Origin of the sequence: Modestobacter muralis (genome assembly GCF_010682105.1) — a bacterium.
GTDB lineage: Bacteria > Actinomycetota > Actinomycetes > Mycobacteriales > Geodermatophilaceae > Modestobacter > Modestobacter muralis.
This window is the reverse complement of the sequence record NZ_JAAGWH010000014.1, coordinates 115810-122855: the sequence shown is the minus strand read 5'-3', so window position 1 is coordinate 122855 and position 7046 is coordinate 115810. Positions and strand designations below refer to the sequence as shown.

General features: G+C 73.1%; 5 protein-coding genes. 4 read left to right on the top strand and 1 reads right to left on the bottom strand.

Annotated features, from left to right (window positions below; translation table 11 throughout):
- The coding region (locus tag GCU67_RS07625; protein WP_163610486.1) for a polyadenylate-specific 3'-exoribonuclease AS at positions 1 to 404 on the top strand (404 nt) is incomplete at its 5' end.
- A gap of 187 nt (positions 405 to 591) precedes the next feature.
- Here the strand turns inward: GCU67_RS07625 and GCU67_RS07620 are convergent.
- Positions 592 to 2706, bottom strand: coding sequence for a Cache 3/Cache 2 fusion domain-containing protein (locus GCU67_RS07620; RefSeq protein ID WP_163610485.1), 2115 nt, complete (start codon positions 2704 to 2706; stop codon positions 592 to 594).
- A 144-nt stretch (positions 2707 to 2850) separates the two neighbouring features.
- Here GCU67_RS07620 and GCU67_RS07615 point away from each other — a divergent pair, with 144 nt between their 5' ends.
- The 3 genes from GCU67_RS07615 to GCU67_RS07605 all read left to right on the top strand — a co-directional run bounded on the left by GCU67_RS07615 (position 2851) and on the right by GCU67_RS07605 (position 7030).
- Positions 2851 to 4188, top strand: coding sequence for a class II 3-deoxy-7-phosphoheptulonate synthase (locus GCU67_RS07615; RefSeq protein WP_163610484.1), 1338 nt, complete (start codon positions 2851 to 2853; stop codon positions 4186 to 4188).
- A gap of 118 nt (positions 4189 to 4306) precedes the next feature.
- Positions 4307 to 5353 carry a threonine aldolase family protein gene (locus tag GCU67_RS07610; protein ID WP_163610483.1) on the top strand — a complete coding sequence of 349 codons (1047 nt, stop codon included), beginning with the start codon at positions 4307 to 4309 and terminating at the stop codon, positions 5351 to 5353.
- A gap of 258 nt (positions 5354 to 5611) precedes the next feature.
- Positions 5612 to 7030, top strand: a complete 1419-nt coding sequence (locus GCU67_RS07605; protein WP_163610482.1) for a GntT/GntP/DsdX family permease — start codon at positions 5612 to 5614, stop codon at positions 7028 to 7030.
- The last annotated feature ends 16 nt before the right edge of the window (positions 7031 to 7046 follow it).

The following is a 7046-nucleotide window of genomic DNA, read 5'->3' as shown; positions in this document are numbered from 1 at the left end:
AGTTCTACGCCGTGAGCACCGAGTTCGACCCCGACCGGGCCGTCCCGTGGGTGCGCCGCAACGTCCTGGACCAGCTGCCGCCCCCGGCGGACAAGGCGTGGCGCAGCCGGCAGCGCATCCGCGAGGACCTGCTGTCCTTCCTCACCGCACCGGGGGGCGAGGTCGAGCTGTGGGCCTGGTTCGCCGCCTACGACCACGTGGTGCTGGCCCAGCTGTGGGGTGCGATGCCCGCGCTGCCCCGGTCGGTGCCGCGGTTCACCCACGAGCTGCGCCAGCGCTGGGACGACGCCGGTCAGCCGGCCCTGCCGCCCAAGCCGGCCGGGACGCACGACGCGCTCGTCGACGCCCGCTACAACCTCACCCGCTGGCGCGTCATCGAGGCCGCCCGCGCGGGCGGCAGCTGACCGCCGTCCCGTTCCCGCGGGCACGGTGTGCGCTGAGGCCGGGTCCCACGTCCGGGACCCCCGCCTGAGCGCACACCGTCCCCGGACGCGGACGGGGCCGCCGGCAGCTGAGCGCTGCCGACGGCCCCGCCGGCCTCCTTGCAGGGTCCCGCCGCGAGCCTGAAAGCGGTGGGGGGCAAGGAGGTCCTCACACCGTGAAGACGTTGATCAGGCGGGTCAGCTCACCGGAGAGCTGGCCGAGCTCCCGGGCCGCGGTCCGGGCCTGGTCGACGTCGGCCGCGGTGCGGTCGGCGTCGGTGGTGACGTCGTTCATGGTCGCGGTGACCGAGGTGGCGCCGTCGGCGACCGAGCTGACGCTGCGGGACAGCTCGTTGGTGACCGCCGTCTGCTCCTCCACCGCGCTGGCGATGGTGGTCTGGTGGTCGTTCATCTCGCGGATGACCGCCACGATCTGGGAGATCGAGCCGACCGCGGCGCTGGTGTCGGCCTGGATCGACTTCACCCGCTGGTGGATCTCCTCGCTGGCCCGGGAGGACTCCTGGGCCAGCTCCTTGACCTCGGTGGCGACCACGGCGAAGCCCTTGCCGGCCTCCCCGGCGCGCGCCGCCTCGATGGTGGCGTTGAGCGCCAGCAGGTTCGTCTGCTCGGCGACCGCGGAGATGACCTTGACGACGTCGCTGATCTCCCGCGAGCTGGTGCCCAGGGCCGCGATCGCGGTCTCGGTCGCGGCGGCGAGGTCGACCGCACCCTGACCGACGTGGCTGGCGTCGCTGGCGCTGCGGGCGATCTCGCGGATCGCCGAGCCCATCTGCTCGGCACCCGCTGCGGCGGAGGAGACGCCGGAGCTGATGTCGGAGGCCGCGGCGTGGGCGTGGCGGGCCTGGTCCCGGCTGCGGGCGGCGCGCTCGCTGAGCCCGTCGGCCACCCGGGCCACGCCGGAGGCGGAGGTCGCCAGCGAGCCCGCGGCCGAGCCGATGTCCCGGATGGTGCCGGCGACCTTGTCCACGAAGCGGTTGAACGCCCCGGCCAGCTCGCCGACCTCGTCGCGGGTGGAGTCGTCGACCCGCTGGGTCAGGTCGCCCTCGCCGTCGGCGATCTCGGCCATGCGCTGGCGGAGGGCGTCCAGCGGCGCGGTGAGCCGGCGGCCCATCGACCAGGCGATGAGAAGGCCGACGACCCCGATCAGCAGGGCGGCGACCACCAGGGCGGTGAACATCGCCGAGCGGCCCTCGTCGAGCCGGGTGACCGGGCCGGCGAAGTCGCTGTCCTGGGCGTCGACGACCAGCACCCAGTCCCACGGCTCGTAGTAGGCGATCTGGACGGTGTGGGTGCCGGTCGCGGCGTCCCGGTAGCGGACGGTCGCCTGCTCGCCGTCGCCCAGCTCGACCGCGGCGGCCACGACGTCGGCGATGTAGGCCTTGCCGTCGGCGTCCTGCGCGTCCATCAGCGCGGTGCCCTCGGACTCCCCGTCCTTGCTGATCAGCACCGTGCCGGCCCGGTCACCCGTACCGCCCAGTGCCCAGACCGTGCCGTGCTCGCCGGCCGTGGTGGTCTGCAGGCTCTCCCGCAGGGCGGGCAGGTTCTCCTGCTTGACGCCCACGTAGATCATCCCGATCACCTGGTCGCCCTCGAACAGCGGCTGGTAGGCGGTGACGTACCAGGAGTCGACGACGAACGCCGTCCCTCGGTAGGTCTCCCCGGCCAGGACGGCGGAGACGACGGCGTTGGGCGCGTTGTCCGCCCCGACGGCCGGGATGTAGGTGCCGATGGCCCGGCTGCCGGTGGCGCTGACGACGTTGGTGCCCACGCGGAGCATGTCCCCGGCGTCGTTCATCCGCTGGAAGATCGTGGCGGTGCCGCCGACGAGGGACTGCACCTGGTCGACCACGGGGGTCGGCTGCGCCACGTCGGCGTTCTGGCCCAGCCAGTCCTCGCCCACCAGGACGCGGGGAAGCGCGACCGGGGTGACCTCACTGGTGACCTGGTTCTTGGCGTCCCACTGGACGGTGTTGCGGGTCGCCGAGCCCAGGCTCAGCCCGCCGCTCTGCTGGAGGACGTAGTCGGCGACCTGCAGGTCCGCGTCGACCGTGGCCGCCGTGGACTCGCCCTGCGTCGCCACGACGTCGTAGACCCCGTCGGCGGTCTGCTCGATGCTGTGGGCCACCAGGGTCTCGACGTCGGCTCGGGCGTCGTCGGCGAACCGTCCGCTCTGCCAGGCGCTCACCCCGACCATGGCCGTACCGGTGACCGCGATGCTGGCCACTGCCAGCGCCACCACCTTCGTCCTGATACCCCTGCGCACGTGTGCTCCCTGGCCCGCTTCCCCGGGCGGGAGATCCCGCCTCGGAGCCCTCATCGGCAGCCGGCTGGATCATCGGTACCGAGGTCCGGGAGCCGGGCCACGCGCGCCGGACGCCGGGCCGGGGACCGCTTGTACCCTCGTGGGGTGAGCCTCCCCGAAGCCGCTGAGCTGGTACCGGACCTGGACCGGTGGCGGGAGCTGCCCGCCGCCCAGCAGCCGGAGTGGCCCGACCGCGCCGCGCTGGACGCCGTGCTGGCCACCCTGACGACCGTGCCGCCGATCGTGGCGCCGGCCGAGGTCGACACCCTGAGGGCCCAGCTGGCCGACGTCGCGCAGGGGAAGGCCTTCCTGCTGCAGGGCGGGGACTGCGCGGAGACCTTCGACCTGAACACCGAGCCGCACCTGCAGGCCACCACCCGCACGCTGCTGCAGATGGCCGTCGTCCTCACCTACGGCGCGAGCGTGCCGGTGGTCAAGGTGGGGCGGGTGGCCGGGCAGTACGCGAAGCCCCGCAGCTCGAACATCGACGCGCTGGGTCTGCCGTCCTACCGGGGCGACATGGTCAACTCGCTGAACCCGGTGCTCGAGGAGCGGATCCCCGACCCGAACCGGCTGGTGCGCGCCTACGCCAACTCGGCGGCCGCGATGAACATGATCCGGGCCTACGCGCGCGGCGGCATGGCCGACCTCAACGCGGTGCACGACTGGAACAAGGACTTCGTGGCCAGCTCCCCGGCCGGGGTGCGCTACGACGTCATCGCCCAGGAGATCGACCGGGCACTGGCGTTCATGCGGGCCTGCGGCATCGACTCCGAGGCGATGCGCGGGGTGGAGCTCTTCAGCAGCCACGAGGCGCTGATCCTGGACTACGAGCGTGCGCTGCTGCGCGTGCACGAGGGCCGCCCCTACGCGCTGAGCGGGCACTTCGTCTGGGTGGGCGAGCGCACCCGCCAGATGGACGGCGCGCACATCGAGTTCGTCTCCCGGCTGGCCAACCCGATCGGCGTCAAGATCGGCCCGACCACCACCCCGGAGCAGGCCACCGAGCTGGTCGAGCGGCTGGACCCCGAGGGCCTGCCCGGCCGGCTCACCCTGATCAGCCGGATGGGCAACGGGAAGATCCGCGACGTGCTGCCGGCCATCGTCGAGAAGGTCACCGCCAGCGGCCACCAGGTCGTGTGGCAGTGCGACCCGATGCACGGCAACACCCACGAGTCGCCCAGTGGCTACAAGACCCGGCACTTCGACCGGGTGGTCGACGAGGTCCTCGGCTTCTTCGCCGTGCACCGCAGCCTGGGCACCTGGCCCGGCGGCATCCACGTCGAGCTCACCGGTGAGGACGTCACCGAGTGCCTCGGCGGGGCGATGGAGATCAGCGACGACGACCTCAACAGCCGCTACGAGACCGCCTGCGACCCGCGGCTGAACACCGGGCAGTCGTTGGAGCTGGCGTTCCTCGTCTCCGAGATGCTGCGCAGCTGAAGAAGGACCCCGTCCCCCTCATCCCTCGCGAGCTCGGGACGAGCCTCTGGACGGGGCCGCACTCATCACCCGTAGGTCAGCGGCATGCCCCGGTAGCGGGGCCGGAAGGCACAGTGTGATGACGAGCTCCACCAGCGGCGGGGTCGACCTGCGCTCGGACACCCTCACCCGCCCCACGCCGGGCATGCGCGCGGCGATGGCCGACGCCGAGGTCGGCGACGACGTCTACGGCGAGGACCCCACGGTCAACGCCCTCGAGGAGCGGGTCGCGGACCTGTTCGGCCACGAGGCGGCCCTGTTCGTGCCCAGCGGCACGATGGGCAACCAGATCGCCCTGCGGCTGGTCTGCGAGCCCGGCCAGGAGGTCCTCGGGGACGCCGACGCGCACGTCTTCACCTACGAGATGGGTGCGGCGGCCGCGCTGTTCGGGCTGTCCTCGCGCACGGTGGTCTCCGGCAGCGGTGGCGGTGGCTACGGCGACGCCGGCACGGTGTCGGCCGCCCAGCTCATCGCCCAGGTGCGTCCGAAGGACGACTGGCACCTGACCGCGACCGCCGCGGTGGCCGTGGAGAACACGCACAACCGCGGCGGCGGGCTCGTGCAGCCGTTGGACCAGCTGCAGGAGCTGTGGGACTGGTCCCGTGGGGCCGGTGTCAACGTGCACCTCGACGGTGCCCGGATCTGGAACGCGCACGTCGCCTCCGGCGTCCCGCTGTCCACCTACGGCCGGCTCGCCGACACCGCCTCGGTCTGCCTGTCCAAGGGCCTGGGCGCCCCGGTCGGCTCGGTGCTGGTGGCCAGTGCCGAGCGCATCGCGGCCGCCCGGCTGTGGCGCAAGCGGCTGGGCGGCGGGATGCGGCAGGTCGGCGTGCTGGCCGCGGCAGGCGCCTACGCCCTGGACCACCACCTCGAGCGGCTGGCCGAGGACCACGAGCACGCCCGGCTCCTCGCCGACCTGCTCGGTGCCGACCCGGCGCGGGTGCACACCAACATGGTCGTGCTGGACGACGTCGACGCCGCCACCGTGGTGCCGGCCGCACGGGCCCAGGGGGTCCTGGTCGGGCACGTCAGCGCCCGGCGGATCCGGCTGGTCACCCACCTGGACGTCGACCGGGCCGGCGTGGAGCGCGCGGCGAAGGTGCTCGGCGAGCTCATCGCCCGCTGACGTCGCCCGCTCCGCCCTGGGCGGCACCGGACGCCGAGGGTCGCGGTCGGCGTCCGCCGCGGGGTGTCGACGGCACGAGATCTGCGATGTCGTGGCCACCTGGGGTGGGAGGCCACGACATCGCAGACGTCGCGGGCGGGCGCCGAGTCTGAACCGAGATCCGCGGGGGGCGTGCACGGGGGCGGTCACTGACACAGTGGTCACCTCCTCCGCGGTCGCGGGGGAGACCGGTCACCGTCGACTCGAAGAGGTCCCCCCGTGCCACCACCCGAACCCGCCCTGGGCACCACGGCCCTGCTGCTGATCGCCGTGGCCGCGGTCGCCGTGCTGCTCGTGCTGATCATGAAGTTCCGGGTCCACGCCTTCGTGGCGCTGGTCCTGGTGAGCCTGCTGACCGCGCTCGCCACCCGCATCCCGGTCGGCGACGTGGTGTCCACGCTGCTGTCCGGCTTCGGCTCGACGCTGGCCAGCGTCGCCCTGCTGGTCGGGCTCGGGGCCATGATCGGCAAGCTGCTGGAGGTCACCGGTGGCGCGCAGGTGCTCGCGGACACGCTGATCAACCGGTTCGGCGAGCGCCGGGCGCCGCTGGCCCTGGGCGTCGCCTCGCTGCTGTTCGGGTTCCCGATCTTCTTCGACGCCGGGTTCGTCGTCTTCCTGCCGATCATCTTCAGCGTCGCACGGCGCTTCGGTGGCTCGGTGCTCACCTACGCGCTCCCCGCCGCCGGCGCCTTCGCCGTCATGCACGCCTTCGTCCCGCCGCACCCCGGCCCGGTCGGCGCCGGTGAGATCCTCGGCGCCGACATCGGCCTGCTCGTGCTCGTCGGCCTCGTCGTCGGCCTGCCCACCTGGTACGTCGCGGCCTACCTGTACGGCAAGTGGGCCGGCCAGCGCTTCTCCGTCCCGGTGCCCTCCTCGGTGGCCGGCTCGCCCGTCGCCGACCACGACGGCGTCGGCACCGGCGGGGGAGTCGCCACGGCGGTCGGCCGCAAGGCCCCGCCGCGGTTCAGCACCGTGCTGCTGCTCCTCCTGCTGCCGCTGGTGCTCATCCTGCTCAACACCGGCTTCACCACGCTGGCCACTGCCGGCGCGGTCGACGAGGAGGCCGGCTGGCTGCAGTGGGTCACCCTGCTCGGCCAGACCCCGGTGGCCCTGCTCATCACCGTGCTCGTGGCGATGGTCGTGCTCGCCCGGGAGCGGTTCAGCCGCGCGGAGACCGAGACCCTGCTCAACGACTCGCTGGGCCCGGTCTGCGCGATCATCCTGATCACCGGCGCCGGCGGCATGTTCGGCGGCGTGCTGCGCGCCAGCGGCATCGGCACCGCGCTGGCCGACAGCCTCGAGTCGATCGGGCTGCCGGTCATCGTGGCGGCGTTCGTCATCGCCACCTGCCTGCGGGTCGCCCAGGGCTCGGCCACCGTGGCGCTGCTGACCACCGCCGGGCTCATCGCCCCGGCCGTCGAGTCCGCCGACCTGTCCCGGCTGGACGTCTCCCTCGTGGTCATCGCCATCGCCTGCGGTGCCACCGTGCTGTCCCACGTCAACGACTCGGGTTTCTGGCTGGTCGGCCGGTTCCTGGAGATGGACGTGAAGACCACGCTGCGCACCTGGACGGTGATGGAGACGCTGATCGGCGTCGTCGGCTTTGCGATCGCCGCACTGCTCAGCCTGGTCGTCTGAGCACACGGGGCCGGGC